We start from the raw sequence: 3,174 nt of genomic DNA on the forward strand, positions 1-3,174 counted from the left end.
GGAACAGGTAGAAATGTTCCTCGACCGCCAGGCTCCAGGTCTGACTGATCGACGTGCCCAGGTAGTTTTGCAAGTGAGTCAGGTTCTGGACGAGGAAGGTGTCGGTGGGATGGCGCCCGGCGAACACGTGGAACAGGATCAGCACGTAATACGCGGGCCAGATCTTGAAGATACGCCGGATGATGAAGCGCCTTGCATCGATACGTCCTGCTTCCGAATATTGCTTCAGCAGCAGCCCGCCCACGAGAAAACCGCTCAGCGTAAAGAACAGGTTGACACCCTCGCGGCCAAAATTTTTCAGTGGATATTCGATCCAGCTAACAAACGAATAACCGGTCTTGACCGAGTGAAAGTGAAAGCCCATTACGGCGATGATCGCAATGCCCCGCACGAAGTCGAGCTCGATCGTCCGGTTCGATGTTTGTTGTGTCCGTGGCGTGCCGAACAAGCCCATGGTGTTCCCCTTTGCGGCGGCGCGAGTGCTCCGCGTTTCCGACCTGTCCTTCGGTATTTATTCCTGATTCTTCAGGCGAAAATCCTCCACCCGGATGCATCCGACCGCATCCGGAATGGCAGTTCCTGAATCTTCGTCTGAGCACTCCGGTTTCATCCGCCAACATCGCGCCGTTCACGGACATGCACAGCGGTTTGTCGCACGCAAGCGACGCCTCGTGGGGATCGCCCGGCATCACGCTGCGGCAGCGCTCCGGCGCCCGGAACCGGGTGCAATCGACTGCAAACAGGCGCTCCGCCGCGCCTTGCGTGCGCCGGCGCACACGCAGCAGCCCGTCGATTAAAGACGAAGACTAGCGCTTTACCGCCTCCCCCGGATGCAGCCGTTTCGGCCACTGATATATTCCGAACAACCAGCCAGCCGCCTCGGGGAAAAGCGCTGGCCATTGAATACAGACGGCGTGTCTGGCCTGCTTTGTGGCGAGTGCTGAGAACGATTCACGCGGGTCGCGTACAGCCAGCGTGGGCCGACTGGCCCTGAAAACGGGTGCTGAAAACGGGTGCTGAAAACAGGTACCGAACACGTTATGCGATCCATGCAACGGAAAAACTGATTTCAGAGAGGCATGCTCAGGAGAACGATCATGCAGGCATCGCCTGCATCCCGAGCCAGGTGCCACGCGCCGCCGAACGTTGAAATGTCCGCAGCGAAGCCTCAAAACCGAGAGTTGAAAAGAGACAAGCCATGCGCAATAAATTCACGACCCTATGGATCTGGCTGCTGATATGCCCTCTCGCGCTCGATTACAAGGCGGGACTGGATGACGGCAACCACGCGCTGCAGATCCTGATCACCGTGCCAGTGCTCGGCGCCGGACTGATCCTGTGGCTGATCGCGCCCAGCTTCACGCGGCGCTCGCGCTTGCGTTCGATCATTACGGCCGGAACCATCATGACCGTGGCTGGCAGCATCGTAGCCCAGCTCGTGCAAGGCAATGACTTCGGCAACTATCTGCGCACCCTGCTGCCCTTCGGGCTGTTCCTGCTCGGCTATGTCGCCGCTTGCCGGCCGTGGCAAGGCGACCGGCTTGAGCAGTTCGAGAAGGCGCTGTTCTGGTCGATGGCCCTCTCGCTCGTCTTCACCTTTGCCTTCGGCATAGCGACCAGCGGCGGCCCGCTCGACGACGTGCGCTACCGGATCATCTCGTCTACCTTCCTCGGCTTGCAGGGCGTCCTCCTGCATCAGTTCGTGATCGCCAAACGCTTCACCAAGATCAACCTCGCCCTGTTCCTCGGCACGATCCTGATCGAACTCCTGAGCGTGACCCGAAGCCTGCTGGTGGGCAGCGTCCTGCTGTTCATGTTCGCTACCTGGCTGTCGGCGCCGTCGGCGCGGCACTTGGCCAAGGCCAGCCTGCGCGCGACCTTGACCGGACTGCTGATCGTCGCGATGGCGGCCGGCGCGGCGTCTTTTTTCCCCGAAGTCGCCGAACACTGGGCACAACGCATCTACGCTTCGAAGGAAGCGACTTCGGGCATGGACCCGACCACCATCACGCGTCTCGCGGAGATGAAGGATCAGTACGACCAGGTCACGTCCTCGTCGTTATCGCTGATCGCCGGCAAGGGGTATGGCGCGACCTATCACTATTCGCCCGACTATCTGCCCGATCTCGCCGGACAAATCTCCAAGAAGGACTTCTACGCAATCCAGGAATTTACCGCGGGCCACAATTTCTGGGTGTACCAGTTGTTCGCGGGCGGTTTGCTGTTCGGTCTCTGGATGCCGCTTTCGATACTGCTTGCACTGGGCCTTGGCGGGATCGCGTATCGCGTGTGGCGCCGGCGTGCGCCGGACCTGTTATACCTGCCCGTATTGGGACGTTCGCTGCTGCTGCTCGCGGGCTTGCCCGCGATGTCGATCGGAGGTAATCCGCTCGGTCCGCGTTACTCCGGTCTCGTGTTCGGCGTTGCACTCGGCCTGCTGGTCGCGACTTATACGCGCCTCTCGCATGCCATGCAGGAGCGCGACGCTCAGCGGCGCGCGCAGCAAGGACTACCGAAGAAACGCAGGCCTGGAACGCCCGCTCCGTCGCCTGCCACAGTCGTTACTCCCGTTGCGATGCCGACGCCCGTGTCCGCCCATGCGCCCGCGTTGAACGAGGGCCGGGATCCCACGGGCACGATGTCGCGATTTACGTCGGCGTGAAGATCAAGCCGGCCCGGGTGGCCGGCTGACGATTCATATCGATCCACCGAACAATCACCCAAGCGGCGCCTCTCCATGAAGATCCTGCATCTGTTATCGACTATTGACCCGCGGGCGGGCGGTCCCACGGAAGGCGTCCGGCAAAGCGGCGTGGACATGACGTCGCTGGGTCATGAGGTCGAGGTCGCCACGCTCGACGATCCCACCGCGCCCTGGCTCGCCGCATTTCCACTGACCGTGCATGCGCTCGGGCCGGCGCGTGGCAACTATGGCCTGACGCCGCATCTCGTGCCCTGGCTCAAAGCCCACGCTACGCAGTTCGACGCCGTGATCATCAACGGGCTGTGGCAATACCATGGCTACGGTGCGTGGAAGGCGCTGCGTGAGCTGGATGTGCCTTACTACGTCTTCCCGCATGGCATGCTTGATCCGTGGTTCAAGCGGACTTATCCGCTCAAGCATTTGAAGAAATCCTTGTACTGGCCGTGGGCGGAATATCGCGTGCTGCGGGA

General features: G+C 61.2%; 3 protein-coding genes. 2 read left to right on the forward strand and 1 reads right to left on the reverse strand.

Features of this window, described 5'->3' with window-relative positions; translation table 11 throughout:
* On the reverse strand, nt 1-454 hold a 454-nt coding region (locus JWR14_RS17085; RefSeq protein WP_299708944.1), incomplete at its 3' end, for an acyltransferase.
* A 744-nt stretch (nt 455-1,198) separates the two neighbouring features.
* Between JWR14_RS17085 and JWR14_RS17090 the strand changes: the two genes are divergently transcribed.
* Together JWR14_RS17090 and JWR14_RS17095 are read left to right on the forward strand one after the other, a co-directional pair.
* Nucleotides 1,199-2,662: a hypothetical protein gene (locus tag JWR14_RS17090; RefSeq protein ID WP_299708947.1), complete on the forward strand. Its 1,464-nt coding sequence runs from the start codon at nt 1,199-1,201 to the stop codon at nt 2,660-2,662.
* A 75-nt stretch (nt 2,663-2,737) separates the two neighbouring features.
* On the forward strand, nt 2,738-3,174 hold a 437-nt coding region (locus tag JWR14_RS17095; protein ID WP_299708950.1), incomplete at its 3' end, for a glycosyltransferase.

The sequence above is a fragment of the Caballeronia sp. genome (assembly GCF_028292365.1).
Lineage (GTDB): Bacteria > Pseudomonadota > Gammaproteobacteria > Burkholderiales > Burkholderiaceae > Caballeronia.